We start from the raw sequence: 24,665 nt of genomic DNA, 5'->3' as shown, positions 1-24,665 counted from the left end.
TTCAGCCAACCGCGCGCTGCTTTTCTTGATGGAAGTCCTCGACGAATGCCTTTTCATGCAGAATGCCGTCCCACTCATCGGCAAAAAACGATGAATCGTAAATCAAGGTATATGGTCCGCTGTAACCTGCCGTCCGGCACGCCTCCAGGCATTTGCGGTAGTCCGCACTGTCTAGCCCCGATCCGTTGAAATCGGCCTTGGCGTGACAGAGTTCCGCACGACGCATGATGTCGGAAAGCCCCGCGTACTTTGCCGGTGCAACCCAATTGCCAAGATCGCCATTCAGACCGACCTTGCCTTGCAGAGTATCTAGCAGCCAATTCGTCTCCTTCGCAGAAGCCAGCAGATCGAACCAGTTCTCGGTGACAATGCGAACGCTGCTGTTTTCCGCCTGTTTCGCAAGCCAACCAAGATGGCCCGCTGCCCGCTTGAGGTTTTCTGCCGTCGGCGGCTGCTTACCTGCGATCACCCGCATGTTCTTGGCGCCAAGCGCTTGCGCGATCTCAATCCAGCCGGCGATCCACTGGATATCCCGCTCGGCGGTTTCGCGATGGCTTGGATCCCCATCTTCAACGAGCAGCGTCTGGAGCAGGATCCCAGCGTCGTGAAGCGCGGCGCGCATCTCCGCGAGATAGGAGGGTTCAAGGCTTGGCAGGTGGAACGAGCATATCTCAAGCCGTCCGATGCCACGGTCGGCAAGTTGCCCCGGGATATCGGTCAACGCGGACCGCCCTGGCCCATAGGGCTCCTTGCGCGTGGCACGCTTGTCCGGATCGGGGCTGTAGGGATAGACGGCCCCTAACAGCCGATGCAGCGACCATGTCGAAACTGCAAAACGTCCATTCTCCAAATTGCCTTCAGTCATGTTCTCCTCCCAGCAGCAATAGCGACCGTCTTAAATGAGTTATCCGCGGATAACCTCCTCCACCGAGAGCGCTGCGCTGAGAAGTGCCTCGTCCCGTTTGCCCAAGGCAGAAAGCAGCAAGCCTACCGGCATGTCAGCATCTCCCGTCCCGCACGGTATCGATACGCCGCACCAATCGAGGAAGTTGCCAAGCAGCGTGTTGCGCAACGTCTTCCCGTTGGTTGCGAAAAACAAATCGTCGTCGGCTTGAAGCGGCGCGATTGGCGGCGCCACATGGACGACAGATGGAAAAGCGACGAAGCTGTCGCCGACGAGGCGCTCGACATCGCCTATCAACCTTTCGCGCTTATCGAGGATCGCAAGATAGTTCGCCAGCGTTGTCTTCTCGCCAAGCCTTATGCGCATCACGACGCGGTGATCCATGTCGGCGGCTTGCGGCCCCGCCAACCGTTCGCGGTGAAGGGCAAAGGCTTCGGCCGTGACAAGGGCGCCGTACTGGGCCATGAGCGCCAACAATTCATCAAAAGCCGGGATCTTGATCCGGCTGATCGATGCGCCCTCCGCCGCGAGCCAATCGACTGCCGTCTCGAAAGACGCAACAACCCCGGCTTCCGCACCATCGAACACGACGTTGTCAGGGATCACGATATCGAGCCCCTTGAGCGGCTGGGCAACAATTGCCGGCGCCGCCGCACCGCGCATTCCAGCGTCGATCCAAACCGCATCCTGAACGGTCCTGCAGAGCGGACCCAGCGAATCCAGACTTTTCGCCAGCGGATAGACGCCCGCCATGGGGTAGCGGCCGCGGGTCGCCTTATATCCGACAATGCCGTTGAAGGCGGCAGGGATGCGCACGGAGCCGCCCGTATCCGTCCCCATCGCCACCGGTACGAGGCCGGCTGCCACCGCAACGCCAGCGCCGGAAGACGAACCGCCCGGAACGCGTGGAACATCGCTGCTGCGCGGATTGTGGGGCGTATCGTAGTGCGGATTGAGGCCGAGCCCGGAGAACGCGAACTCGCTCATATTGGTACAGCCGATCGAGACCATGCCCGCCTGCTTCAGCGTTGCCACGACTGGCGCGTCTGCCTGCGCAGCCGGACCGCTTGCCAGAACCGTCGATCCGGCGGTCGTTGTGCGACCCTTGATATCAAAGAGGTCCTTCCAGGCGATTGGAATGCCGTCCAGCATGCCACGCGAGCGGCCCTCTTTCATTCGCTTCGATGAGGCTTTCGCCTCTTCCGTCGCGCGATCCTTCAGGATTGTCGTGAAGACCGCCCGATCGGCATGTGCTTCGATGCCATCGATGACGGCTTCCGTCACTTCGATGGGATCGACAGCTGTCGTTTGGATGAGACTGGAAAGCTGCGCGACGGACATGGCGCCAAATGTTTTCGTCATAGGGGTATCCACAATCTGACTGACCTGCCGAACTAAGCCGAATTTGTTCGGCGAGCCAAGCCCTTAAAGTCAAATCAAACCGATTGGTTCGATTTTATGAACACTGCGTTTGTGTATCCGGTCTTCCATTGGGGACCAAGAAAACACACATGGTTTTTGCGTACTGTTTGCCGGCGAAAGGACGATCATATGCCGGTGTACGCATCCGTGTAGGAGTTAACAAAATGACAAACGGCGAGAGTTGGAACACGGCGCGCGGCGACGTGGTGCACCACCACGCAACAGATGACGAGTTGGACGGCATGGGCGAACGCGAATACGTTGAGCATGTGAATGCGCACAAACCTTCAATATCAGAACGCTTCATCGTTCTTGCAGCCTTTGCGCTTCTGGGCATTGCAGGGCTGACGGTCCATTTGACGGCACCCATGGCATCGGGCCTCGACACGGCAACGGTGGGATCGATCTCCGAATCGTTGCCCGCGGTCGATTACTGCCGTGAACACAGCCCGTACCCAGACAGATCCTGCTGAGGATCTGTCGCGCTGCGGGCATGGACAACCCTTCCCTGCGATATAGTTATGCGCAAGAGGAGGATCGTCGATGCCCGATGAGATTGACTATAATCTGGGCCGCTTTGTTGACGCGCAGAATGGGGACTATGAGCGGGCGCTTTCGGAGTTGAGAGCCGGACATAAGCGCTCCCACTGGATGTGGTTCATCTTTCCTCAGATCGCCGGCCTCGGCTCATCATTCATGGCAGAGAAATACGCCATCCGATCAGCGGAAGAGGCCGCTGCCTATCTTGCAGATCCCGTTCTCGGCGGCAGGCTACTGCGCTGCGTCGAAGCCGTCCTTGCTATCGAGGGCAAATCCGCGCACGAAATCTTTGGCTCTCCTGATGATTTCAAGCTGCGCTCTTCCATGACGCTGTTTGCGGCGATCAGCGAACATGGATCGCCTTTTCACAAGGTGATTGACCGGCTCTATCGGGGAGAGTTCGACGATCGCACCATCCAGTTATTGGACGCGAGCAACTAAAATGCGCTCGAATGCTCCAGCGCGTCGATCTCAGCAGATAATTCATTGATCCGCTCTCGCAGCTCTTGATCGGTGCCGTCATCGATCTCTTCGTCGCCGAAGCAACCGCGCGCCTCATAGAGCTCGAGCTTTGCCTCGAGTTCGGCTCGTTTTGCATACAGACGGTGAAGGTAGATGTAATCCATGCCTTTACTTCCCACATCGTCCGAAACGAGTGTAAAGGCGTATGGTTCCCGCCGATCGGCGGGCGCCATCACGCAAAAGCGGTGATGGCAGCGTTGCAGGCCTTGGAGAAATGATTGCAACATGTGTCGTTGCCCATGGCTTGGCGCGTCACGCGAGCGCCCTCAAGAAGGAGCGTCAGCGTGTCGGCCAGCAGTTTCGGTTCGCGCGCACCGGCTGAAAGACAGAGCGCTTCCAGCCTGTCGCGTTGCTCTGCCTTGTGGCGTTCGATCACGCCATAGGCCGGATGCCCCTCTCCTTTGAGCTCGATGGCTGCATTGGCGAGATCACAGCCAACATGTTCACCGCAAAGGCTCTGCGTTCGCGCTTCGACCCACGCCCTGAGCTGCCCTTTCGGATCGCCCGGATGGGCCGTCTCGAGATCGCGCCAGATCGCCTCGGCTTTTTCCGAAGCGCGCCGCAGCGTCTCGCAGACCAGCTCGTCTTTAGAGCCAAAATGGCGGTAGAGCGTCATCTTGTTGGTCAATGCGGCGTCTGCGATCGCATCCACGCCAATGCCGCGGATGCCGTGCTCACGAAACAGCTCGGCTGCGGTCGAGACGATGCGCTCCCGTGGCGGGATTTTCTCGTCAGTATTTGCAGGAGACAGCAGGCTCAATGATTCTGATTTTTTTGCGGACAAGGTCCTTGACATCCATGTGACCGATCGGTAACAAATGCATTGTTACTTACCGGTAACACCACTTCTCGCTGAAGTCAACGTGGTTGAATGATGCGGCCGGGGTGGAACACGGGCTACCGCCCACGAAAGGAGGCAAACCATGAGCAAGACCAGAGAAGACCTGACCATTACCGAAGCCCTTCGCGACCCCCTGATCGCCATGGTGCTCCGCGCCGACGGCGTGAAACTCGACGATTTCAAGCATCTGCTTGAGACGGCCGCCAAGAAGCGCGAACAACGGACCTCTCCAGTGGGCAAATTTCTGAGCGTGATCTCCAACAACCCAGCGGCCATGTGCAGCTATTGCTGAAGTTTCGGGTGCTTCCCTGCCCCTGTGAGAGTCGTCGCTGATCAAGCGGCGGCTCTTTCCGTTTGGGGATCGGGCCGTTTGGGGATCGGCGCCACTATTCTCCCAGCAACTCGTATTTTAGATGACCGAGATACTCGGGGGCGGCAACCGCATCGATCGCAGTGATCTTCTCCTCTTCGAAAGTCAGAAGCAGGACGACGCGCAGTTGTCCACCCACAACAACCACCAGCCCGAATTCTCCATCGATCAGCGCGGGCTGGGCGGCCTGGGCCCGCCCCTTGAAGGTTTGTGCGACGGCATTTGCGCCATGAAGCTCGCGAACGGAGGGGTTATACCGCATCGCTGTAGCGTCGGGGGTGAAGACCACCTGCGGATCGAGGATCGAGAGCAGTGCCTTGATGTCGCCAAGACGCGAGGCCGCGAGGAACGCGTTGACGATCTGCTTCTTGCGCGCCGCGTTCGCCTCCGGGACATCGGTCCTGCCCTGGACCCGACGGCGGGCGCGACTTGCGAGCTGGCGCGTTGCCGCCGAAGAGCGGTGAATGATCGGCGCAATGTCGTCGAAGGGCAGATCGAACATATCGTGCAGTACAAAGGCGACGCGCTCGGCCGGCGCCAATGTCTCCAGAATGACGAGCAGCGCCAGGCCAACGGAATCGGCAAGGGCCAATTCCCGTTCCGGATCGGTCGCCTTGGACGTATCTGCGACGCGCTCATGAACGGGTAGATCAAACGGCTCTTCTCGCCTCGTCTTTCTTGATCGCAGCACGTCCAGGCAGATGCGTGCCACGACGGTCGTCAGCCAGCCGCCGACATTGTCGATCGTGTCCGCATCAGAACGGCCGAGCCGCAGCCAGGCCTCTTGAACGGCGTCGTCGGCCTCCGCGCGGGAGCCGAGCATACGATAGGCGACGGCGCTGAGATGCGCCCTGTTTGCTTCGAATTCTCCAGCCAGCCAGTTTTTCTTATCCATTGTCACATTCCTCCAGCCTGTTTCGTCAGCTCCATGACGAACGAAACCCGGCCGATGTGACAAAGCACAGCCGGCGGCGTCATTTTGGAAAACACCTCAAGGAGACATATGATGCAAGCAAGAATGGGAAATCCAGCCGTCGTCGTCCCTGAAGCGATGCAGGCTCTGCATGCCCTCGGGACAATACCGGCCAAATCAGGTCTTTCGCCAATCCTGTTGGAACTCGTCAATCTGCGCGCCAGCCAGATCAATGGCTGCAGCGTTTGCATCGACGGGCATCCGCGCATTGCCAAGAAGGCGGGCGAGACGGATGAGCGCCTGTTTGCTGTTAGCGCCTGGCGCGACACGCCGTACTTCACGCCGGCCGAACGGGCAGCCCTTGCCTTGACGGAGGCGGTCACTCGCGTCAGCGATCGCGCCGACCCGGTGCCCGATCACATCTGGGACGAAGCCACGCGGCATTTCGACGGCAAGAGCCTGGCGGCCCTCGTCATCGCCATCGCCAACATCAACGTCTGGAACCGACTGAACATCGCCACCCGGCAGATCGCCGGCGAATGGAAGCCGTAAAACGGGATCGGGCCGCCGTCCCATAGACAGCGGCCCGACAAAACAGCCTTGGGAGGCTTAGGGATCAGATGATGCCACCACCGCCGGCAACCGAAGCCGGACGCTCGGCCGCGACCTTCCTGCGGTAGCCGCTTGCGCGGTAGGTTGCGACCGGATCGATCGCACCGCCAGTACGGCGGCGCGCTTCCGCCAGGATCGGCTCAACGTCAGAACGATAAGCGCGCTTCAGGGCTTCGCTCGCCATCATCGCGTCGTTTTCGTCCTGATAGCCGGCCAACGCCTTGCGGTCGACAAGCAGAGCCTGCGCGTAAGCGCGGCGGATTTCGTTGGCGCTGTTGATCAGGCTTTCGATCGGATCGGTCACATTGTGCGATTGGTCGATCATGTGAGCCGGATTGAAGTCGTTGACGCCACGCTGCTCGGCATCAACCAACTCGTTGAACACCAGGAACAGACGGTATGGTTCGATCACACCGGCATCGAGGTCGTCGTCGCCATACTTCGAATCGTTGAAGTGGAATCCGCCGAGCTTGCCGAACTGGATCAGGCGGGCAACGATCATTTCGATGTTGGTGTTCGGCGCGTGATGGCCCAGGTCGACCAGGCATTGCGCCTTAGGGCCGAGCGTCTGGGCGATCAGGTAGTTGGTGCCCCAGTCCTGCACGACCGTCGAGTAGAAGGCCGGCTCGTACATTTTGTGCTCGGAAAACAGCTTCCAGCCGTCCGGCAGTGCCTCGTAGATGTCGGCCATCGACGCAAGGTAACGCTCGAAGGCCTTGGTGAAGTTGCTCTGGCCGGGGAAATTGGAGCCGTCCCCAATCCAGACGGTCAGCGCCCTGGAACCGATCGCCTTGCCAATCTCGATACATTCGAGATTGTGCTCGACGGCTTGTGCACGCGTTGCGGCATCAGTGTGGCTGAGCGAACCATACTTGTAGGAATGCTTCTGGCCGGGCGCGTCGGAGAAGGTGTTCGAATTCATCGCGTCGAAACCGAGGCCGAGCGCATCGCCCTTTGCCTTCAATTCCTTGGCATCGGTCTTGTCCCACGGAATGTGGAGGGAGACGTTCGGCGTGGCGCGCGTCAGCTCGTTGATGACGGAGCAGTCGTCCAGCTTGTCAAAGATGCCGCGAGGTTCACCAGTGCCGGGAAAGCGCGCAAAGCGCGTGCCGCCAGTGCCCACGCCCCAGGACGGAACGGCGACAAAGAACTCGGATACGCGGCGTGTGATGTTTTCAATGTCGATGCCACGGCGCGAAAGATTGGCGCCAAGTGCTTCGTAGTCGGATTTCAGCGCGGATGCGCGCTTGTCGTTTTCTTGCGCAATCAGATCCTGCGCGATCTTGAACTCGGCCATGGTTTCCTCCCGACATATGTGGATAAGAAGCGGCGGGCATGGCGCCCGCCGTAGCAGTTGGACTTAGCGCGGGAAGCTCTGCGCGTTGCCGGCATCGACGTTGATGATGTTGCCGGTCGATTTCGCCGAGAGATCAGACGCCAGGAAGTAGATTGCTTCGGCGATGTCCTCAGGGAAGACATTGAGCTTCAGCATGGAACGCTTGCGGTAATGCTCCTCGAGCTCGTTGATCTCGATCTTTGACGATGCTGCACGCTGTTCGCGCCACTCGCCGCTCCAGATCTTCGATCCGCGAAGAACTGCATCCGGATTGACGGTGTTGACGCGAATGCCAGCTTCTGCGCCTTCGAGCGCCAGGCAACGGGCAAGATGGATCTCGGCCGCCTTGGCCGTGCAATAGGCCGCAGCGTTCGGCGAGGATGCCAGACCGTTCTTGGAAGCGACGAATACGACGTTTCCGCCGAGGCTCTGCTTGCGGAAAAGACGGAAGGCTTCGCGCGACACCAGGAAGTAGCCGGTCGCCAGAATGTCGATGTTCTTGTTCCACATCGAAAGCTCGGTGCTTTCGATCGGAGCAGACGAAGCGATACCTGCGTTCGAAACGAGGATATCGACACCACCGAATTCGACGCAGGCTTCCGCAAACGACGACATCACCGCGTCTTCCTTGGTCACATCAAGCTTGACGCCGCAAACGGCATCCGCGCCGAACTGCTTGGCGAAATCGGCCTTTGTGCTGTCGAGTGCATCCTGGTCGATGTCGGCAAGCACCACGCAAGCACCCTCGCCGATCAGGCGGGCAGCCGTTGCACGACCAATGCCGCCGGCACCGCCAGTGACGAAGGCAACCTTGCCAGCAAGGCTCTTCGGCTTCGGCATGCGCTGGAGCTTGGCTTCTTCGAGAAGCCAGTACTCGATGTCGAATGCTTCCTGCTCGGGCAGACCCTGGTATTCGGAAACGGTCGAAGCACCGCGCATGACATTGATGGCGTTGACGTAGAACTCGCTGGCGATGCGGGCAGTCGCCTTGTCGCGGGCGAACGACAGCATGCCGACGCCGGGAACGAGGAAGATAACCGGGTTCGCGTCGCGCATGGCGGGCGAATTGGCATGCTTGCAGTCGCTGTAGTAGCGGGCATAGTCGGCGCGGTAGTCTTCAAGCGCCTTGTCGAGACCGGCAACGATCGCATCCACGTCAGGCTTTGCCGGGTCGAAATTGACGATCAGCGGGCGGATCTTGGTGCGCAGGAAGTGGTCCGGGCAGCTGGTACCGAGCGCGCCTAGCGGCTGCAGGTTCTTGGAGTTGACGAATTCGAGCACGGCGTCCTGGTCGTCGAAGTGACCGAGCTTGCGCTCCGCCTTACCGATGCGGCCGCGGATTTCGGGCATCAGGCGGGCTGCAATGGCGCGGCGCTCTTCAACCGGCAGGCTCTGCGTAGCGGCGCCACCGAAGATCGTCTTGCCTTCAGTCTTTTCGGCAAACCAGACGATCGCCTTGTTGATGATCTCGAGCGTCAGCTCGTAGCAGGCCTTGGCATCGTTTGCCCAGGTAAAGAGACCGTGGCTTTCAAGCACGACGCCCTTCGAATTCGGGTTCGCCTTGACGAAAGCTTCGAGGTCCAGGCCGAGCTGGAAGCCCGGACGGCGCCATGGCAGCCAGCCGATTTCGTCGCCAAAAATCTGTTTCGTCAGGTCCTTGGAGTTCTTCGAGGCAGCGATGGCGATGATTGCATCCGGATGCATGTGGTCGACATGCGTAAAGGGCACGAAACCGTGTAGCGGCGTGTCGATCGAAGCAGCGCGGCTGTTGAGGTTGTAAGTGCAATGCGGCAGGAAGCCGACCATGCGGTCCTCATCCTCGACGCCCTTGTAGATCGCCTTCAGCGACTCGAGCTTGTCCTGATAAAGCGTCGCAAATCCGTCGAGCTTGATGGTGCCGACGTCGCCACCGGAACCCTTGACCCAGAGAACCTTTACCTTTTCGCCAGTCAGCGGATCGGTTTCCATCACCTTGGCAGAGGTGTTGCCGCCGCCATAGTTGGTGATGCGCTTGTCGGCGCCAAGCAGATTCGAGCGATACAAAAGCTTACCGGGCTCATCGAGGCCTGCCGCGTGTGAATCGTCCCAACGGTTATCAAGAAGCCGGACGGTTGCCGCCATGTCATCCTCCCATGTAAAATTTCTTGGAAGCGCGAACGACCTCAGCGCTCCTTTGCGGTGACGGTATCGCTCATCGAAATGGACATTGTCAATCGAAAACGATCAACTTCGATTATGTTGCAGCGCACTATGAAATTTTATGATCGTTTTTGATTGACACATTCTCACAACTGCGAAATAAGCAAGCCAGGAGGAACCCCATGCACGAACGCGAACGCCATCGCATCATATTGAGCGCCGTTCAGGAAAAGTCGGTCGTCACGATTCAGGATATTTCCGAACTGACCGAGGCTTCCGAGGCGACGATCCGGCGTGACATCGCGGCCCTTCACGTGCAGGGAAAGATCCGGCGTGTGCGCGGTGGCGCCGAAGCCGTGCACCCGCCGCAGCTCGGAAATCTCGCTGGACGCCCCTTTCGGGTTTCGGAATCAGTCAACATCGATAAAAAGCGCTCAATCGCGCGGGCAGCCGTTGATCTGTGCGACCCAGGCGATGCCATCATCATCAATGGCGGGACGACCACGTTCCAGATGGTGCACTTCATGGCGGCCCATCGCATGCAGGTGATGACCAACTCGTTTGCGATCGCCGAGCACCTGGTCAAGCACTCGAAGAATACGGTGACGGTGCCAGGTGGCGTCATCTACCGCGAGCAGAGCCTGATCCTGTCGCCGTTCGACAACGATGCGATCCGCAATTTTTACGCCCGCCGCTTCTTTATCGGTGCGCAGGGCGTCGGCCCGCTCGGCATCATGGAATCCGACGCGCAAATCATTCAGAGCGAGCAGAAGCTGATGCATCAGGCCGACGAGTTGGTCGTCATGGTCGATTCCAGCAAGTTTCACCGCCGATCGAGCCTCATTCTGTGCCGGCTCGACCGCGTTTCGACAATTATCACTGACGACGGTGTTCCCGAGGACTCCGTCCGGATGATCGAAGATGCGGGCATCAAGCTCGTCATAGCGAGCACTGTCTCGCAAGCGAAGGAGGATTCCTCGTCGGTCGCGTGAGTGGCGCCGTCAGGATGTAGTCAAGTCTTATCAACGTGGGAGGATGAAAGCATGAAACTTGCAAAGACACTCGCAATCGGCGTGGCGTTTGCCGTCGCCATGATGGCCGGCGCGGCTAGCGCCAAGGACGTCAAGATTGGTCTTGTGGTGAAATCGCTCGGCAACGGCTTCTTTGAGGCTGCCAACAAGGGCGCCCAGGAAGCAGCCAAGGAACTCGGCGGCGTGGAAGTGATCTACACCGGCCCGACTTCGACGACGGCCGAAGGCCAGATCGAAGTCATCAACTCGCTGATCGCTCAGGGTGTTGATGCCATCGCCATCTCCGCCAATGACCCGGATGCAGTTGTTCCGGCCCTGAAGAAGGCCAAGCAGCGCGGCATCAAGGTCATCTCGTGGGATTCCGGCGTCAACAAGGACGGCCGCATCCTGCAACTGAACCCGTCGTCGAACGAACTGATCGGCAAAATGTGCCTAACGCTCGCCAAGGACCACCTCGAAGGCGGCAAGGGTGACTTCGCGATCCTGTCGGCCACGACGACCTCGACGAACCAGAACATCTGGATCGACCAGATGAAGAAGCAGCTCAAGGACTTCCCGGGCCTCAACCTCGTCACCACCGTTTACGGCGACGATCTGTCGGACAAGTCCTATCGCGAAGCCGAAGGCCTGCTGAAGTCGAACCCGAACGTCAAGGTCATCGTCGCTCCGACGACGGTCGGCGTTCTGGCCGCTTCCAAGGTCGTCGAAGACAAAGGCCTTGTCGGCAAGGTCTATGTGACTGGCCTCGGTCTGCCGTCGGAAATGGCTGGCGCGATCAAGTCGGGTGCAACCAAGGAATTCGCCATCTGGAATCCGATCGACCTCGGCTACTCCGCAACGCAAATCGCCTACCATCTCGTAAAGGGAGACGCGACTGGCAAGCCGGGCACCGAAGTCGAAGCCGGCCGCATGGGCAAGATCAAGATCGGCGAGAACGGAGAAGCTGCTATGGCCGACCCGTTCGTCTACAATGCGTCGAACATCGACCAGTTCTCGAAGGTCTTCTGAGCCTGAATTCGCTCAAGAAATAGAACCCGGCGGCTAAAGCCGCCGGGACCTTGCAATTCGACACCGGTAACCGCTGATGAACACCGCCCTTCAACAACCCGTCGCAGGCCTCAAGACCGAGGACGCGCCCGCCATTCTGGAAATGCGTGGCATTTCGCAGATTTTCCCCGGCGTGAAGGCGCTCGACAACGTCAGCATCGCGCTCTATCCGGGCAAGGTCACTGCCCTGATCGGCGAAAACGGCGCCGGCAAGTCAACACTCGTCAAGATCCTGACCGGCATCTATCGGCCAAACGAAGGCGAGATCATCGTTAACGGCAAGCCCACGACCTTCGCCAATGCGCAGGCCGCCATCGACGTCGGCGTCACCGCCATCCACCAGGAAACCGTGCTCTTCGATGAGCTGACGGTTGCAGAAAACATCTTCCTCGGCCATGCGCCGCGCACAAGGTTCCGCACGATCGACTGGAAACTGATGAACAGTCGCTCTAAGGAATTGCTGCATTCGCTTGAAAGCAACATCGATCCGACGATCCGCCTTAAGGATCTCTCGATTGCTCAGCGCCATCTCGTCGCCATCGCGCGAGCGCTTTCGATCGAAGCACGCATCGTCATCATGGACGAGCCGACCGCAGCACTATCGCGCAAGGAAATCGATGATCTCTTCCGCATTGTCGAGGGGCTGAAGGCGCAGGGCAAAGCCATCCTCTTCATCAGCCACAAGTTCGACGAACTTTACGAGATTGCCGATAACTTCGTCGTTTTCCGCGATGGTCGTGCTGTTGGCCACGGCCAACTCAAGCAGACGCCGCAAGATGATATCGTCCGGCTCATGGTCGGCCGTGATGTCGAGAATGCGTTTCCCAAGGTCGACGTGGCCATCGGCGGCCCGGTGCTCGAAGTCGAGAAATACTGTCACCAGACAGAGTTTCGCAATATCTCGTTCACCCTTCGCAAGGGTGAGATCCTCGGTGTCTACGGGTTGATCGGTGCGGGTCGTTCCGAGCTCTGCCAGTCCCTCTTCGGTATCACCAAGCCTGCATCCGGCACGCTGAAGCTTGAGGGGCAGTCGCTTTCAGTCCATTCCCCGCTTGATGCTATCCGAGCCGGCATCGTTTATGTGCCGGAGGAGCGTGGCCGCCACGGCTTGGCCCTGCCAATGCCGATCTACCAGAACATGACCCTGCCATCACTCACGCGTACATCGCGCAAGGGCTTTCTGAAGGCGGCCAATGAATTTGCGCTCGCCCGCAAATATGCCGAACGCCTGGATCTGCGCGCTGCAGCACTCTCCGTTCCTGTCGGAACGCTATCTGGCGGTAATCAGCAGAAGGTCGTGATCGGTAAATGGCTGGCGACATTGCCCAAGGTGATCATCCTCGATGAACCGACCAAGGGCATCGACATCGGTTCGAAGGCTGCTGTGCACGGTTTTATCAGCGAGCTTGCCGCCGAGGGCCTATCGATCATTATGATCTCGTCGGAACTGCCGGAGATCATCGGAATGTCCGACCGCGTCCTCGTGATGAAGGAAGGCCTGATGGCCGGTCTCTTCGAACGCAAGGATCTGACGCCGGAAACGCTGGTTCGCGCCGCGACCGGTAATGCTTGAGGTAATCGGAATGTCCAGACTCCTAAAAAAGCGCGAAACGCTGCTCTTCGTCATTATCGCGGTCATGGTCGCGATCTTCTCGACAAGAGCCCAGGATTTCGCAACGCCCGGCAACCTCGCCGCAATCTTCAATGACACGTCCATCCTTATCATCCTTGCGCTCGCGCAGATGACAGTCATTCTCACCAAGTCGATCGACTTGTCGGTTGCTGCAAACCTTGCCTTCACGGGCATGGCGATCGCGATGATGAATGCCGCCTATCCCGACCTGCCCCTCATCGTGCTCATCCTCGCGGCGATCCTGATCGGCGCCTTTCTCGGTGCGATCAATGGCTTCCTCGTCTGGGCACTGGAAATTCCGCCGATCGTCGTCACGCTCGGTACGCTCACCATCTATCGCGGCATGGCTTTCGTGCTGTCTGGCGGCGAATGGGTCAACGCGCACCAGATGACGCCGACGTTCCTCAACGTTCCGCGCACTGTCGTCCTTGGCATGCCGGTTCTCAGCTGGGCTGCGATCGTCATTGTCGCCCTGATCTACATGCTGTTGAAATACAGCCAGTTCGGCCGTTCCACCTATGCTGCGGGGGGCAATCCGACGGCCGCGGTCTACGCCGGCATTGATGTCGGCTGGACGAAGTTCCTCGCCTTCGTTCTATCAGGCGCGCTTGCCGGCCTTGCAAGCTATCTCTGGGTGTCGCGCTACGCCGTCGCCTATGTCGATATCGCCAGCGGCTTCGAACTCGACAGCGTTGCGGCCTGCGTCATCGGCGGCATCTCGATTGCCGGCGGCGTCGGCTCGGTCATCGGCACTGTGCTTGGAGCTCTGTTTCTCGGCGTCATCAAGAACGCACTTCCCGTCATCGGCATCTCACCGTTCACGCAGATGGCGATTTCGGGCACCGTCATCATTCTCGCCGTCGTCTTCAACGCAAGGCGCGAGCGCAATCGCGGTCGCATCATTCTGCGCGACAAGGCCGCAGCAGAGATCCCCGCAGAGGTGGCAGCATGAGCACCGTCGTTCCCACCCCGAGCGAAAAGCGCGTCATCCCCGATCGCCTCGGCACGCCGTTCAAGCGCATCATGTCGAGCTGGGAGGTTCTGCTCTTCGGGGTCGCCGTCTTCATCTTCATCTTTAACTCTCTGGCATCCCCCTACTTCCTGGACGCCTGGAACCTGTCGGACGCGACCTTCAACTTCACGGAAAAGGCGATGATCGCCTTTGCCATGGCGCTGCTCGTCATTGCCGGCGAGATCGACCTTTCGGTTGCCGCCATTATTGCGCTAGCCTCGACAGCCATGGGAGCGGCAGCGCAAGTTGGCGTCGGAGCACCCGGCTTGGTCCTCATCGGCATTGGCGTCGGCCTGCTGTGCGGCATGTTCAACGGCTTTCTCGTCTCCGTCATGAAGCTGCCGTCGATCGTCGTCACGATCGGCACGATGAGCCTGTTCCGCGGTATTTCCTATATCGTCCTCGGCGACCAGGCCTATGGCGGTTATCCGGAGGATTTCGCCTTCTTCGGCCAGGGTTACGTCTTCTGGGTCTTCTCCTTCGAATTCGTGCTCTTCATTGTGCTGGCAATCGCCTTTGCGATCCTGCTGCATGCCACGAATTTCGGCCGCCAGGTCTATACGATCGGCAATAACGACTTCGCCGCCCGCTTCTCGGGCATTCCGGTCGAGCGCGTGAAATTCATTCTCTTCATCCTGACCGGCGTCATGAGCGGCGTTGCCGCCGTCTGCCTGACCTCGCGGCTTGGTTCTACCCGTCCCTCGATTGCCCAGGGATGGGAACTCGAAGTCGTCACCATGGTCGTACTCGGGGGTGTCTCGATCCTCGGCGGCTCGGGCAAGATCGGTGGCGTCGTCATCGCCGCCTTCGTCATGGGCCTCGTCACCTTCGGGCTCGGCCTGTTGAATGTCCCTGGCATCGTCATGTCGATCTTCATCGGCCTGCTTTTGATCATCACCATCGCGATCCCGATCGTCGCACGCCGCCTCAAGGCCATGAGCTCCAAATGACGCTGGAAAAACACGCCTTCAAGATGACGCTCAACCCCGGCATGGAAGCCGAGTACCGGAAGCGGCACGACGAAATCTGGCCGGAACTGATCGATCTGCTGCACCAGTCCGGCGCCAGCGATTACTCGATCCATCTCGACCGCGAAACGAACACGCTGTTCGGCGTTCTGACACGTCGCGCCGATCATACGATGGCAAGTCTGCCCGAGCATCCCGTCATGAAGAAGTGGTGGGCGCATATGGCTGATATCATGGCGACGAACCCGGACAATTCTCCCGTCCAGAGCGACCTCGTCACTGTCTTCCATATGCCATGACACCGAACTATAGCCGCATCGCCGTTCTCGATATCGGCAAGACCAATGCCAAAGTGGTGGTCCTGGACAGCGCGACGGGCGCCGAGGTCGCAGAGGCGAGGACCCCGAACACGGTCCTCAGGGACGGTCTCTATCCGCACTACGATATCGACAGGCTCTGGTCCTTCACGTTGGATGCCCTTTGCTCCTTCGCCAAGGAGCCTGGTTTCGACGCCATCTCGATCACTACCCATGGAGCGTCGGCTGCGCTTCTCGACAAGGCCGGCAATTTGGCCATGCCGGTGCTCGATTACGAGCACGAATATCCCGCCGATATTCGCGATGCCTATGCGCGGCTGCGCCCCCCCTTCGAGGAAACCTTTTCGCCGCACCAAACCATGGGCCTGAATATCGGCGCACAGCTGCATTACCAGAAGACCGCCTTGCCCGATGACTTTGCCAAGGTGGTAACGATCCTCACCTATCCGCAATACTGGACAGCGCGACTGACCGGCATTGTGTCTAACGAGGTAACCTCACTCGGCTGCCACACCGATCTCTGGAACCCGCGTGAGGGCCGCTATTCCTCGCTGGTCGACGCGCTTGGCGTCCGCGATCTCATGGCGCCGATCCGCTCTGCCTTCGATCCGCTCGGGCCGGTTCTGCCTGATATTGCCGAAGCGATCGGCCTCACCCGTGAGATCCCTGTCTATTGTGGCATTCACGATTCCAACGCGTCACTTCTGCCGCATCTGATTGATCGAGCAGCACCGTTCGCAGTTGTCTCGACAGGCACATGGGTGATCAGTTTCGGTGTCGGCGGAGATCTCGATCACCTCGATCCCAAGCGCGACACACTTGCCAATGTCGATGCCTATGGCCGAGCTGTTCCCTCCTCCCGGTTCATGGGCGGACGCGAATTTGAAACGATCTCAGGCGAGATCGGACATGTTGACAAGGAAGAGGTTGCCTCGGCAATCGGGCAGGTCATCGTGAAAGGTCTGATGCTGCTTCCGAACGTTGTACCCGGCTCCGGACCGTTCCCGGGCAAAAACGCACGCTGGCTCAACGCGCAGAGCGCGACCCGCGAAGAGCGGTATGCCGCGCTGTGCCTCTATCTCGCATTGATGAACCAGGCCTGCCTCGACCTGATTGGCGTGCAGGGCCCGGTTATCGTCGAAGGACCTTTTGCACTCAATGATTTCTATCTGATGCTGCTTGCCGCACTCACCAATCGCGATGTCATCGCCATCCCCGGATCGACCGGTACGAGCCAGGGTGCCGCCCTTTTGACCGGCATCAAGCCGCCTGCCGGCGGCGAGCGGCATATTGCGCCGAGCGCCATACCCGGGCTCGGCGCCTACCGCCAGGCTTGGCACGCAGCGGTGGCATAACAGTCTTTCCATCGCGACACCTCGCTCCATCTTAGCGTTAGCTATAGGCTCGCGACTCAAAGAAAATGGAGGAGACCTTATGGCAGCTTCAGCCGCCGCACCCTTTGATCCGCGTGCGCTTGCAGCAAAACTACACGGCCTGCGCCGTTCACAAAGCCAGGCGCCGACGGCGGAATTTGCGCTGCCTGCCGATCTCAGGCACGCAATGGACGCGCAGAATTTTCTTGTCGCCGATGAGGCTATCGAAAGCAATGCCTGGAAAGTGACCGTCTCGCCCGATGGGCAGGCCGTGACCGCGCCACTGCATCCCTATGTGCAAGCCGACTCTGGAGCGCGGATTCCCTGGCAGAGAGGCACAAAGTTCGAGGCAGAGATCGCTGTGCGCCTCGGTCGCGACCTGCCGATCCGCCGCGAGGGCAGCTACAGCCGCGCCGACATCGTCGATACGATCGACGCCGTTCATCTCGGCGCGGAACTTCTGGCGAGCGCGGTCGAGGAGAGCGGCAAGACCTCCTTCCTGCTATTCCTGGCCGATCGGCTTGGAAACAGCGGCTATGTGCTCGGTCCTCGGGTGGAAAAGTCGGCCATCGATGGGGCAAGCGGCACGCCGCTCAAGATAACGTTCAACGGCCAGCCAATCTTTGACGCGCCAGCTCAGCATCCGAAGGGCGATGTGCTGACATGGCTTTTGGCCTACGCCAACGATGGCCTGCGGCCGAACACGTCGCTCAAGGCCGGGGCGCTCGTCACAACGGGCACGCTGTGCGGCGCGATCGAACTCGTCACGCCTGGGGATATTGAAATTGCTTTTGGCGATACTGCCTTTTTCCGTTTCGCCCTCGTCTGAGCCGAGCCGATTGCAGGAAACCAGAAAAAATGTCCCAGCGCCAGACGGGCGATCGCGTCCCCTTCGGCGAACCGGTCTTTCCATTGCGTGAGCGGCACCTTGTTCAGCAGCTCCGCAACCTTGATGTGAAAGGCGTCCCACTTGTCGCCGCTGATGCCCTGCGTATCGTTCAACAAGCCTTCCGGGATATCTTTCAGGTTGAGTTCTTTTATGACCTTTTGGGTGACGTGAACCTACACGATCTGAAGGGTGACATTGCCAAGACGCGCTGCATCCGAGCGCGAGCCTCCGCCATAGATCAAGGCAAGCGCCAAAAGACGACGCGCCTGCGCCGCATGCTTGCTCTTGCGGGCCAGACGCCGAAGACCTTCCGCGTCAAAATCCGCCCGTAATGAGATCGCTGCTCCCATCGCAAACCTCCCCTTTTGCAACAGAGATTCTGATTCATCGTCAATTGGGAAGCTCAAGTGTCTCACTCAGCAAGAGGGCGTATTAATCCCTGTCAGCTTGCCGGATTGCGCGCGGTGACGATCCACGCCGCGCCATCGATCATCACCGACCGCTCACCGGGGCAGCCCGCGAAGGCGGCACGAACCGCAGCCGAAGCGCGAGCGCGGATATCGTCGGGCTGATTGACGAGCGCGCGCGACAGCGGGCCGACTTCGAGTGTCATTTTCACCGCGTCGTCGAGCGCCGCATCCCGCGTCTCCCCCTTGCCGAACGGGATGGAGGCATCGAACGGCGCGATAGCGACATCGGTGAAACCAGCCACCGTTAGAACGCGCGCCACCCGCCCCTGATCGCCAAACGAGAACGGGCCGGGCGCTTCGGGATCGGGCGGCGTCATCGGCGGGAGGATGCCCTTGATCGCGCCCATCGGCAAGCGCACCCAATCGTTCTCGGCCATGGAGCGCCAGCAGACGAAAGCGACCCGCGCGCCCGGCTTGAGCGCACGGCGCATATGAGCGAACGCCCCTGTCGGATCGTCAAAGAACATCACTCCGAAGCGCGAGAACAGGATGTCGAACGCGCCCTCGGGCAACTCGGTGCTGCTGGCGTCGGCCACCTGGAACAGGGCCGGCGTATCCTGCGGCGCTCGCGCGCGCGCTCTGCCGATCAGCGGTGCGGATATGTCCACGCCTAGCACATGGCCCCCCGCGCCGACGCGGGCGGCCAGATCCAGACTGGACGCTCCCGCGCCGCAGCCGACGTCCAGCACGCGTTCGCCGGTGGCGGGCGCGGCCGCTTCGATTGCTGCCTGGCCGAACACCGCCATCATGGCATCGAGCCAGGCCTGGTAAGCGACCCAGCGCTCCCCGCTTTGGCCTTTCCAGTCGGCTACCTGATAAACATATTCCTCTGTCATACCATATCCTTGCTCTGATCCGTTCTTGACCAGGCTATCCGCCCGCGTGGTCGTTGCCACCATGGGCGGCGATGAACATGGCGACGGCCGACCGGCAATAGGATTCAATTTCGTTATCGTCCTCTCCTCTCGCCTGATCGAAGCGTGCGATAATCAGGAGATCGCATCCTTTGAAAAGCGCAGCAAACAAGCGGGCGGACCGGAGGGGATCTGGCACGTTCAGAACCGCCTTCGCGTGCAACTGACGCAACAGGGCCTCGATTTGGGCGATGATATGGGCGGGGCCGGCTTCGTAATGGAGCTTGCTTAACGACCTTTGATTGGTCTTGTCGGCCATGACCATGGCTTCGACACCGCTGACGTCCGGGCGCAACAGCGTGCGAAGCAGGGATGATCCCACCGCCATGAGCTGATCTTCGACCGAACCGTCGACGCCTTCAAAAAGGGACTGTGGTACAAACTGATAGCAGCGGGCCGTAAAGGCCGCCCCGAACAGCGCCTCCTTGTTCTCGAAGTGCTTGTAGATGCTGAGCTTGGATATCTTCGCTCGCTGGGCGACCTTGTCCAATGTCGTCGCGTGAAAACCCAATTCCGCAAAGAGTTCGCTCGCGGCGTCGACTATCGTTTGGCCAAGCGCCTCGTTGGTGGGCCGGCCGCGCCGGCCCTGGCTTTTTTCGGTCACGGCAATTGCGATCCTTGACAGTATCGTTATTGTTGAATTACGATAACATGCAGTATCCGAAATGTGCAAGCCAAAGAATGGATTTTTACCCTGTCCTCCAAATCACTTTTCCCTGGGCCGCTTGGCGATATCGAATGCGTATCGCTGGACGAAATTTTGCGCCAGACCCAGCCCAACCCCCTCCATCAACAACACGGAGCTTATCACCATGGATGACGTCATCATCATCGGCGGCAGCTTTGCCGGTCTCGCCGCCGCCCTGCAGCTCGGCCGTACCCGCCGCAAGGTCACCGTTCTCGATACCGGCCTGCCGCGCAATCGCTTCGCTGGCCACTCGCATGGCCTGCTTGGCCACGATCACAAGCCACCGCTGGAGATCCTGGCTGAGGCGCGGCAGCAACTGGCGCGTTATCCCACGGTCAAGCTGGTCAATGCGCGGGCCGACAGCATCTCCGGCACCATCGACAATTTCTCCGTCCTCACTGGCGATGGCGAAAGCCTTGGGGCGCGCCGCCTGATCCTAAGCTATGGCGTTGCCGACCAGATGCCTGATGTTCCGGGCTTTGCCGAAAGCTGGGGCACATCCATCGTGCCCTGCCCCTATTGCGATGGCTTTGAAGTCGCCGACCAGCATTGGGGCCTCGTCTGGTCCGGCCCGCAGTCGCACACTTATGTGAGACTGTACCACGATTGGACCGACACGCTGACGGTCTTCGCCGATGGTCACGACATTGCACCCGATATCCAGGCCGATCTGGCGCGCCGCAACATACCTGTCGTTGATGGCCGGATCGCCGAAATCGCCCATCACCGGGGCCATATCACCACCGTTAATCTTGAAAGTGGCCGCAATGCCGCGGTCGATATCCTGTTCGCGCATCCGCGCAACAAGCCGTCCGCAAGCCTGCATGAATCACTGGGCCTCGCCACGGTCAATACGCCCCTCGGCATCGCCCTCAAGGTAGACGAGCGCCGCGAAACCAGCACGCCCGGCATCTATGCTGCCGGCGATCTTGCAAACCCAGCCATGGCCTCGGTCACCACGGCAATATCGCACGGCGCGACGGCGGGTATCTCCGCCCAGCAGTCGATGCTGGTTTGAAAGCACAGATTCCCTTCTCCGGTTGCCGCGGCTCTCGGATTCTGAAGGTTGCGGGCCGGTGTCATCGAAAACCGACTGGCCGGCTGACCCCGCAGTTTACCCGGCGCCTGAGGAGACGCACATGTCCAAAGCCAGAGACACCAAAGCCAGCATCAGCATCTCTGGTCCGACCACCCTTGGAAAAAGGCTGACAGACATGGAGTTCGAACACGTCACCTTCGACCTGCCACACGGCACTTTTCACGCGCTGCAGGGTGGTGATCCCGATGGTCAACCGACGCTCGTCTTGCACGGCTTCCCGGACCATCCGCCGACCGCGACGCCCTTCCTTGCCGAGCTCGGCCGCCGCGGACGTCACGTCGTCACACCCTGGCTTCGCGGTTACGCGCCGTCCCCGACCGCGGGGCCGTTCGACTTCGCAGCCCTCACCAGCGACGTGCTCGCGCTGATCGACCGCCTCTCTGGCGTCTGTGTGATCTGGCCCAGTGGCTCTGGGAGGCGCTTCGTGTGTCGGTGAGCGAACAGACGCAGAGCCGGGAGGTGCGTGCCATGGGCTACCGCAAGCTGGCAGCGCGACCGAAACATCATGCGCAGGACCCTCAAGCGAGTGAGGCGTTTCAAAAAACGTCCCCGCCGCAGTGGTAGAGATCGCAAACGGGGCCGCTCAAGGCAAGCGAATAGAAATCTGGTTTCAGGACGAGGCCCGGATCGGTCAAAAGAACAAGATCACCCGCCGCTGGGCAAAGCGGGGCCCAAGGCTGTCCGCGCCGCATGATCAGCGCACACGCTCAGCCTATATCTTCGGTGCCATCTGCCCCAAGCTCGGCAAGGCTGCCGCTCTCGTGATGCCCTGGTATGATACTTACGCCATGAACCAACATCTTGCAGAAATATCCCATCATGTTGCCGATGACGCGCATGCCATCGTCGTCATGGACCAAGCGGGATGGCACATGTCCAACAATCTCGTCGTGCCGGACAACATCACGATCCTGCCCCTCCCGCCTAAGTCGCCGGAGCCTAACCCCGTCGAAAATCTCTGGCTCTTCGTGCGCGAGAACTGGCTGTCGAACCGCATCTTCAAATCCTACGACAATATCGTCGACAATTGCTGCGATGCCTGGCGCAAACTCGAAACCCGGCCTTGGCGCATCATGTCCATCGGGCGCAGAGACTGGGCAAATGGGTTCTGATCAATGAGGATGCGTATACGCCAGAAGCCACCGATACCCACTGCACCTCGGCCAACAAATTGGAGCCCGTCAACTCTGCAAATGCGTCCTTCGCAAACGCTGATTGGGCGGGAAGCGAACATGGTGAAGACGTCTTCCTCGGCGGAAGTCGCTCGCCCATTTTTGCGGTCGCTTTGCCGAGCCGACTCCAGAGCAGGGCGACGAGATTATCGCCCTTATTATCGAGGCCAACATGCAGTTGCGTGTTGCCGAGGCGAGCGAGCGAGCGACTTTGACTACACCGACGCTCGGAAACAACCCGCCTGCCCTATGCGTCCACGAAATCAGTGCTGCGTGTGATGGCCTCCCATGCGTCGATCTCCTCGGCGACGTGATCGATTTTGCTTCGCGCGCGCCGGAGAGCATCGCTTCCCAGTAGGAGATGGAGCGGAGCCTTATCGCAGTCCACGAGAGCCAGGATTGCCTGCGCGGCGAGAACCGGATCGCCGGCCTGTCGGCCATGGGCAGCGTCAAAGGCTGCTGAACTCTTCCCGACCGATTCCGCGTACGCTTCACCGGCGGCATCGCTCTTTCGGATGGAGTGGCCCGATAGGAAATCCGTGCGGAATGCACCCGGGGCGACCGCTGTGACTTTGATACCGAACGGCGCGACCTCCAGCGCAAGGGCCGCCGACATCCCTTCTAGGGCAGCTTTGGCGGCAGAATACATGGCGGTTCCGACGCCAGGGGCGCGGCCTGCGACAGAGGTGACATTGACGATATGACCACGTCCCTGCGCTCGCAAGTGCGGTAGGGCTGCCTTGATGATGCGGAATGGGCCGAAGACGTCGACGGCAAAAAGCCTTGCGACATCCTCGTTGGCTGCCATCTCGAGCGCGCCGAGTAGGCCATAGCCCGCGTTGTTGACGATAACGTCAATCTGTCCCGCGATCTCAAAGGCCCGACGTGTGACAGCCTCCGCGGCCTCGCCGTCGCTAAGGTCGGCCGAAAGAATGTGCAACCGACCCGGACCGTGTTCTATGGGCAGGTCGGTCCCGCGGACCGTGCCAATGACAGTATCGCCCCTTGCTAGCCCTGCCTCGGCCAGTGCTTTCCCAAGGCCGCGTGAAATGCCGGTGATGAACCAAGTGGTCATGAAATGCTCCTTCGCTTTCGACAAGAAGGAACTTGCCACATCGCCTGGCGCTGTATAATCCGCAGGAAAGTGAATGTCCTTGTTAGGCAAACTTAACAATGCAAGACATGTTGGTGGACAAGCTTCCGGCGGGCAACGACTACAATCAAATGCGCGCCTTCATCGCCGTTGCCGAATACCTGAGCTTCAGCCGCGCCGCAGAGGTGCTCGGTGTGTCGCCATCGGCACTTAGCCAGATGATCCGCAGCTTTGAGGAACGGGTGGGAATGAGGCTCCTCCATCGAACGACCAGGAACGTATCACTGACGGAGGTTGGCGAGAACCTGTTCCGACGCGTTCGACCCGCGGCGTTCGAGTTGGGTGAAGCCCTGGCACAGACAAGAATTGCTGGCGAGCGACCGGCGGGCACTGTCCGCGTCCACACGTTCCGCTCGGCGGCGCAGAAGCATATCGAACCAATCCTCACGAGCTTTGCCGAACGCTATCCCGACATCGTGCTCGACATCACGATCGATGATGAGGCGGTTGACATCGTCGCTCGAGGCTATGATGTCGGGCTAAGGATCGGCGAGGTCATTGAACGAGATATGGTCGCTGTCCGTCTGGGACCTGAGTTACGCCAACTGGCTATCGCGACACCTGACTACTTCCGCCGGCATGGTCGTCCCGAGCATCCGCGTGATCTTGTCCACCACCGATGCGTACGGTGGCGCTGGCCTGGACATCGGGCGCCTTATGCGTGGGAATTCTTCGAGAACGACGCATGGTTCAGCGTCGCCGTCAACGGTCCCCTCATCGTGAGCGACAAGGAAACGGCGGTGAATGCTGTTCTTCAAGGGCTGGGAATAGGATTTGCGGTCGAGGACACGGTAGCCGATTATCTTGCGCAGGGACGCTTGATCAGTTGCCTCGAAGCTTGGTCCGCGCCGTTCCCGGGTTGGTTTGTCTGCTACCCGCAGCAGCGGCAGATGGCTCCTGCCCTGCGAGCGTTCATTGATGCCGTCAGGTCTGGGCTGTCCGTTCCCATTGCTGAGCTTTCAGGAGGAGCAAATGTTGTCGGCTGAACAGAAGGACGAGTTTGTCCGCCTCTTCGACGCGCAACTCCCATCAAGTGAAGGCGATGCAGACGCATATCTGGAAGTCGATAGCTTCCGAATGTTCGCCGCTACGGAACAAGGCGACCTGCTCGCCCGCCTTGCCCTCTCTAGCAGCGAGACGATGGATCTGGCGATCAATCCTCTCTGTGCTGTGCGCCTTGCGGCGACGATCCTCGATCTCGTTGGCAGGTCGGGTGACTTCGTGGTCGATCTCACCCTTTATGATGCCCAGACCGGCGAGCAGATGGTACGGCTACGCCCTTGAGTGGAGGCGTAAGTTC

General features: G+C 59.8%; 26 protein-coding genes and 2 pseudogenes. 17 read left to right on the top strand and 11 right to left on the bottom strand.

Features of this window, described 5'->3' with window-relative positions; translation table 11 throughout:
- Position 1 precedes the first annotated feature (1 nt).
- Both FHT71_RS02050 and FHT71_RS02045 read right to left on the bottom strand, forming a co-directional pair.
- Positions 2-865 carry a TIM barrel protein gene (locus FHT71_RS02050; RefSeq protein WP_183718761.1) on the bottom strand — a complete coding sequence of 288 codons (864 nt, stop codon included), beginning with the start codon at positions 863-865 and terminating at the stop codon, positions 2-4.
- A gap of 39 nt (positions 866-904) precedes the next feature.
- On the bottom strand, positions 905-2,266 hold the full coding sequence (locus FHT71_RS02045; RefSeq protein ID WP_132587963.1) for an amidase: 1,362 nt from the start codon (positions 2,264-2,266) through the stop codon (positions 905-907).
- Positions 2,267-2,490: 224 nt separating this feature from the next.
- Between FHT71_RS02045 and FHT71_RS02040 the strand changes: the two genes are divergently transcribed.
- Positions 2,491-2,799 carry a hypothetical protein gene (locus FHT71_RS02040; protein WP_132587964.1) on the top strand — a complete coding sequence of 103 codons (309 nt, stop codon included), beginning with the start codon at positions 2,491-2,493 and terminating at the stop codon, positions 2,797-2,799.
- A gap of 70 nt (positions 2,800-2,869) precedes the next feature.
- Entirely contained in the window at positions 2,870-3,307 is a 438-nt protein-coding gene (locus FHT71_RS02035) for a DUF1810 domain-containing protein (protein WP_132587965.1), read from the top strand.
- Here FHT71_RS02035 and FHT71_RS02030 read toward each other — a convergent pair.
- Positions 3,304-3,492 (bottom strand): hypothetical protein, encoded by a 189-nt coding sequence (locus FHT71_RS02030; RefSeq protein ID WP_132587966.1) that lies wholly within the window; start codon positions 3,490-3,492, stop codon positions 3,304-3,306. The genes FHT71_RS02035 and FHT71_RS02030 overlap by 4 nt on opposite strands.
- Positions 3,493-3,560: 68 nt before the next feature.
- The gene (locus FHT71_RS02025) at positions 3,561-4,184 is read right to left on the bottom strand and encodes a TetR/AcrR family transcriptional regulator (RefSeq protein WP_132587967.1); all 624 of its coding nucleotides are present in this window, start codon (positions 4,182-4,184) and stop codon (positions 3,561-3,563) included.
- Between the two features lie 127 nt (positions 4,185-4,311).
- Between FHT71_RS02025 and FHT71_RS02020 the strand changes: the two genes are divergently transcribed.
- A complete protein-coding gene (locus FHT71_RS02020; RefSeq protein ID WP_132587968.1) occupies positions 4,312-4,521 on the top strand; it encodes a hypothetical protein in 210 nt (69 codons plus the stop codon).
- Between the two features lie 94 nt (positions 4,522-4,615).
- On the opposite strand, the gene FHT71_RS02015 is transcribed toward FHT71_RS02020, so the two are convergent.
- Positions 4,616-5,494, bottom strand: coding sequence for a sigma-70 family RNA polymerase sigma factor (locus tag FHT71_RS02015; RefSeq protein WP_132587969.1), 879 nt, complete (start codon positions 5,492-5,494; stop codon positions 4,616-4,618).
- 111 nt (positions 5,495-5,605) lie between these two features.
- Here FHT71_RS02015 and FHT71_RS02010 point away from each other — a divergent pair, with 111 nt between their 5' ends.
- Positions 5,606-6,064, top strand: a complete 459-nt coding sequence (locus FHT71_RS02010) for a carboxymuconolactone decarboxylase family protein (protein ID WP_007795868.1) — start codon at positions 5,606-5,608, stop codon at positions 6,062-6,064.
- A gap of 64 nt (positions 6,065-6,128) precedes the next feature.
- On the opposite strand, the gene rhaI is transcribed toward FHT71_RS02010, so the two are convergent.
- Together rhaI and FHT71_RS02000 are read right to left on the bottom strand one after the other, a co-directional pair.
- Positions 6,129-7,421: an L-rhamnose catabolism isomerase gene (gene rhaI / locus FHT71_RS02005; protein ID WP_132587970.1), complete on the bottom strand. Its 1,293-nt coding sequence runs from the start codon at positions 7,419-7,421 to the stop codon at positions 6,129-6,131.
- Between the two features lie 63 nt (positions 7,422-7,484).
- On the bottom strand, positions 7,485-9,581 hold the full coding sequence (locus FHT71_RS02000; RefSeq protein ID WP_132587971.1) for a bifunctional rhamnulose-1-phosphate aldolase/short-chain dehydrogenase: 2,097 nt from the start codon (positions 9,579-9,581) through the stop codon (positions 7,485-7,487).
- Between the two features lie 200 nt (positions 9,582-9,781).
- Between FHT71_RS02000 and FHT71_RS01995 the strand changes: the two genes are divergently transcribed.
- From FHT71_RS01995 to FHT71_RS01960, 8 genes are all read left to right on the top strand, one after another.
- On the top strand, positions 9,782-10,591 hold the full coding sequence (locus FHT71_RS01995; protein ID WP_132587972.1) for a DeoR/GlpR family DNA-binding transcription regulator: 810 nt from the start codon (positions 9,782-9,784) through the stop codon (positions 10,589-10,591).
- Between the two features lie 51 nt (positions 10,592-10,642).
- Positions 10,643-11,638, top strand: coding sequence for a rhamnose ABC transporter substrate-binding protein (gene rhaS, locus FHT71_RS01990; RefSeq protein WP_007795856.1), 996 nt, complete (start codon positions 10,643-10,645; stop codon positions 11,636-11,638).
- A gap of 76 nt (positions 11,639-11,714) precedes the next feature.
- Complete coding sequence (locus FHT71_RS01985) at positions 11,715-13,250, top strand: sugar ABC transporter ATP-binding protein (protein WP_132587973.1); 1,536 nt, start codon at positions 11,715-11,717, stop codon at positions 13,248-13,250.
- Positions 13,251-13,260: 10 nt separating this feature from the next.
- Positions 13,261-14,262 (top strand): ABC transporter permease, encoded by a 1,002-nt coding sequence (locus tag FHT71_RS01980; RefSeq protein WP_132587974.1) that lies wholly within the window; start codon positions 13,261-13,263, stop codon positions 14,260-14,262.
- Positions 14,259-15,272: an ABC transporter permease gene (locus FHT71_RS01975; protein ID WP_132587975.1), complete on the top strand. Its 1,014-nt coding sequence runs from the start codon at positions 14,259-14,261 to the stop codon at positions 15,270-15,272. The genes FHT71_RS01980 and FHT71_RS01975 overlap by 4 nt, the downstream gene beginning before the upstream one ends.
- Positions 15,269-15,589 carry an L-rhamnose mutarotase gene (gene rhaM / locus FHT71_RS01970; RefSeq protein WP_007795842.1) on the top strand — a complete coding sequence of 107 codons (321 nt, stop codon included), beginning with the start codon at positions 15,269-15,271 and terminating at the stop codon, positions 15,587-15,589. The genes FHT71_RS01975 and rhaM overlap by 4 nt, the downstream gene beginning before the upstream one ends.
- Positions 15,586-16,962: an FGGY-family carbohydrate kinase gene (locus FHT71_RS01965; protein WP_132587976.1), complete on the top strand. Its 1,377-nt coding sequence runs from the start codon at positions 15,586-15,588 to the stop codon at positions 16,960-16,962. The genes rhaM and FHT71_RS01965 overlap by 4 nt, the downstream gene beginning before the upstream one ends.
- Positions 16,963-17,041: 79 nt before the next feature.
- Complete coding sequence (locus tag FHT71_RS01960; RefSeq protein WP_132587977.1) at positions 17,042-17,809, top strand: fumarylacetoacetate hydrolase family protein; 768 nt, start codon at positions 17,042-17,044, stop codon at positions 17,807-17,809.
- 260 nt (positions 17,810-18,069) lie between these two features.
- On the opposite strand, the pseudogene FHT71_RS01955 reads toward FHT71_RS01960, so the two are convergent.
- The 3 genes and pseudogenes from FHT71_RS01955 to FHT71_RS01945 all read right to left on the bottom strand — a co-directional run.
- A pseudogene (locus FHT71_RS01955) lies at positions 18,070-18,219 on the bottom strand (IS630 family transposase); the annotation flags it as partial.
- A 92-nt stretch (positions 18,220-18,311) separates the two neighbouring features.
- A complete protein-coding gene (locus FHT71_RS01950; protein WP_183718759.1) occupies positions 18,312-19,175 on the bottom strand; it encodes a class I SAM-dependent methyltransferase in 864 nt (287 codons plus the stop codon).
- Positions 19,176-19,209: 34 nt separating this feature from the next.
- The gene (locus FHT71_RS01945) at positions 19,210-19,857 is read right to left on the bottom strand and encodes a TetR/AcrR family transcriptional regulator (RefSeq protein ID WP_132587978.1); all 648 of its coding nucleotides are present in this window, start codon (positions 19,855-19,857) and stop codon (positions 19,210-19,212) included.
- Positions 19,858-20,065: 208 nt separating this feature from the next.
- Here FHT71_RS01945 and FHT71_RS01940 point away from each other — a divergent pair, with 208 nt between their 5' ends.
- From FHT71_RS01940 to FHT71_RS01925, 3 genes and pseudogenes are all read left to right on the top strand, one after another.
- Positions 20,066-20,959 carry an NAD(P)/FAD-dependent oxidoreductase gene (locus FHT71_RS01940; protein WP_132587979.1) on the top strand — a complete coding sequence of 298 codons (894 nt, stop codon included), beginning with the start codon at positions 20,066-20,068 and terminating at the stop codon, positions 20,957-20,959.
- A gap of 121 nt (positions 20,960-21,080) precedes the next feature.
- On the top strand, positions 21,081-21,476 hold the full coding sequence (locus tag FHT71_RS31315; protein WP_245505387.1) for a hypothetical protein: 396 nt from the start codon (positions 21,081-21,083) through the stop codon (positions 21,474-21,476).
- Positions 21,422-22,152, top strand: a pseudogene (locus FHT71_RS01925) (IS630 family transposase); the annotation flags it as partial. The gene FHT71_RS31315 and the pseudogene FHT71_RS01925, both read left to right, overlap by 55 nt.
- Before the next feature lie 307 nt (positions 22,153-22,459).
- On the opposite strand, the gene FHT71_RS01920 reads toward FHT71_RS01925, so the two are convergent.
- A complete protein-coding gene (locus tag FHT71_RS01920; protein WP_132587981.1) occupies positions 22,460-23,287 on the bottom strand; it encodes an SDR family NAD(P)-dependent oxidoreductase in 828 nt (275 codons plus the stop codon).
- 98 nt (positions 23,288-23,385) lie between these two features.
- Between FHT71_RS01920 and FHT71_RS01915 the strand changes: the two genes are divergently transcribed.
- A complete protein-coding gene (locus FHT71_RS01915; protein ID WP_132587982.1) occupies positions 23,386-24,351 on the top strand; it encodes a LysR family transcriptional regulator in 966 nt (321 codons plus the stop codon).
- Positions 24,338-24,649, top strand: coding sequence for a hypothetical protein (locus FHT71_RS01910; protein ID WP_132587983.1), 312 nt, complete (start codon positions 24,338-24,340; stop codon positions 24,647-24,649). The genes FHT71_RS01915 and FHT71_RS01910 overlap by 14 nt, the downstream gene beginning before the upstream one ends.
- The last annotated feature ends 16 nt before the right edge of the window (positions 24,650-24,665 follow it).

The sequence above is a fragment of the Rhizobium sp. BK060 genome, from assembly GCF_014193145.1.
GTDB lineage: Bacteria > Pseudomonadota > Alphaproteobacteria > Rhizobiales > Rhizobiaceae > Rhizobium.
This window is presented reverse-complemented; position numbering and strand designations above follow the sequence as displayed.

Bases quoted from the DNA above. Each gene is read 5' to 3' on its own strand.
- FHT71_RS02050 (WP_183718761.1), bottom strand. From the start codon at position 865: ATGACTGAAGGCAATTTGGAGAATGGACGTTTTGCAGTTTCGACATGG.
- FHT71_RS02045 (WP_132587963.1), bottom strand. From the start codon at position 2,266: ATGACGAAAACATTTGGCGCCATGTCCGTCGCGCAGCTTTCCAGTCTC.
- FHT71_RS02040 (WP_132587964.1), top strand. From the start codon at position 2,491: ATGACAAACGGCGAGAGTTGGAACACGGCGCGCGGCGACGTGGTGCAC.
- FHT71_RS02035 (WP_132587965.1), top strand. From the start codon at position 2,870: ATGCCCGATGAGATTGACTATAATCTGGGCCGCTTTGTTGACGCGCAG.
- FHT71_RS02030 (WP_132587966.1), bottom strand. From the start codon at position 3,492: ATGGATTACATCTACCTTCACCGTCTGTATGCAAAACGAGCCGAACTC.
- FHT71_RS02025 (WP_132587967.1), bottom strand. From the start codon at position 4,184: ATGTCAAGGACCTTGTCCGCAAAAAAATCAGAATCATTGAGCCTGCTG.
- FHT71_RS02020 (WP_132587968.1), top strand. From the start codon at position 4,312: ATGAGCAAGACCAGAGAAGACCTGACCATTACCGAAGCCCTTCGCGAC.
- FHT71_RS02015 (WP_132587969.1), bottom strand. From the start codon at position 5,494: ATGGATAAGAAAAACTGGCTGGCTGGAGAATTCGAAGCAAACAGGGCG.
- FHT71_RS02010 (WP_007795868.1), top strand. From the start codon at position 5,606: ATGCAAGCAAGAATGGGAAATCCAGCCGTCGTCGTCCCTGAAGCGATG.
- rhaI (WP_132587970.1), bottom strand. From the start codon at position 7,421: ATGGCCGAGTTCAAGATCGCGCAGGATCTGATTGCGCAAGAAAACGAC.
- FHT71_RS02000 (WP_132587971.1), bottom strand. From the start codon at position 9,581: ATGGCGGCAACCGTCCGGCTTCTTGATAACCGTTGGGACGATTCACAC.
- FHT71_RS01995 (WP_132587972.1), top strand. From the start codon at position 9,782: ATGCACGAACGCGAACGCCATCGCATCATATTGAGCGCCGTTCAGGAA.
- rhaS (WP_007795856.1), top strand. From the start codon at position 10,643: ATGAAACTTGCAAAGACACTCGCAATCGGCGTGGCGTTTGCCGTCGCC.
- FHT71_RS01985 (WP_132587973.1), top strand. From the start codon at position 11,715: ATGAACACCGCCCTTCAACAACCCGTCGCAGGCCTCAAGACCGAGGAC.
- FHT71_RS01980 (WP_132587974.1), top strand. From the start codon at position 13,261: ATGTCCAGACTCCTAAAAAAGCGCGAAACGCTGCTCTTCGTCATTATC.
- FHT71_RS01975 (WP_132587975.1), top strand. From the start codon at position 14,259: ATGAGCACCGTCGTTCCCACCCCGAGCGAAAAGCGCGTCATCCCCGAT.
- rhaM (WP_007795842.1), top strand. From the start codon at position 15,269: ATGACGCTGGAAAAACACGCCTTCAAGATGACGCTCAACCCCGGCATG.
- FHT71_RS01965 (WP_132587976.1), top strand. From the start codon at position 15,586: ATGACACCGAACTATAGCCGCATCGCCGTTCTCGATATCGGCAAGACC.
- FHT71_RS01960 (WP_132587977.1), top strand. From the start codon at position 17,042: ATGGCAGCTTCAGCCGCCGCACCCTTTGATCCGCGTGCGCTTGCAGCA.
- FHT71_RS01950 (WP_183718759.1), bottom strand. From the start codon at position 19,175: ATGACAGAGGAATATGTTTATCAGGTAGCCGACTGGAAAGGCCAAAGC.
- FHT71_RS01940 (WP_132587979.1), top strand. From the start codon at position 20,066: ATGGATGACGTCATCATCATCGGCGGCAGCTTTGCCGGTCTCGCCGCC.
- FHT71_RS31315 (WP_245505387.1), top strand. From the start codon at position 21,081: ATGTCCAAAGCCAGAGACACCAAAGCCAGCATCAGCATCTCTGGTCCG.
- FHT71_RS01920 (WP_132587981.1), bottom strand. From the start codon at position 23,287: ATGACCACTTGGTTCATCACCGGCATTTCACGCGGCCTTGGGAAAGCA.
- FHT71_RS01915 (WP_132587982.1), top strand. From the start codon at position 23,386: ATGCAAGACATGTTGGTGGACAAGCTTCCGGCGGGCAACGACTACAAT.
- FHT71_RS01910 (WP_132587983.1), top strand. From the start codon at position 24,338: ATGTTGTCGGCTGAACAGAAGGACGAGTTTGTCCGCCTCTTCGACGCG.